The organism is Alkalihalophilus lindianensis (assembly GCF_032843265.1).
Lineage (GTDB): Bacteria > Bacillota > Bacilli > Bacillales > Bacillaceae_D > Alkalihalophilus > Alkalihalophilus lindianensis.
Genome location: NZ_JAWJBA010000427.1, coordinates 1 through 266, shown reverse-complemented (window position 1 = coordinate 266; position 266 = coordinate 1). Strand labels below are relative to the sequence as shown.

Below are 266 nucleotides of genomic sequence, written 5' to 3'. Positions count from 1 at the left end.
AAGTTTTGAAGATTACAGCGTCCTTCTCCCTACTTTTTTTACAGAATCTGAAAAAAACAATTATGACGCCAGCCAAGCCCAATTGGCAAAGCTAAATACCATGTATAAACATAATGCCGATTTGCTTGCAAAACTTTATCGATCGGTTCAGGATGATGCGAATGCAACCATCGATGCTTCCTATCGGGATTCGAATCGATTCAATTATGAAATCTTAATTCTTTCCGTTATTGCTTCGATTTTTAGCACAATCATCGCCTTTTTCA

General features: G+C 37.2%; 1 protein-coding gene. It reads left to right on the top strand.

What is annotated here, in order from left to right; all coding sequences use genetic code 11:
* Positions 1-266: hypothetical protein (locus RYX56_RS22885; protein ID WP_317124193.1), on the top strand; the 266-nt coding region annotated here is incomplete at both ends.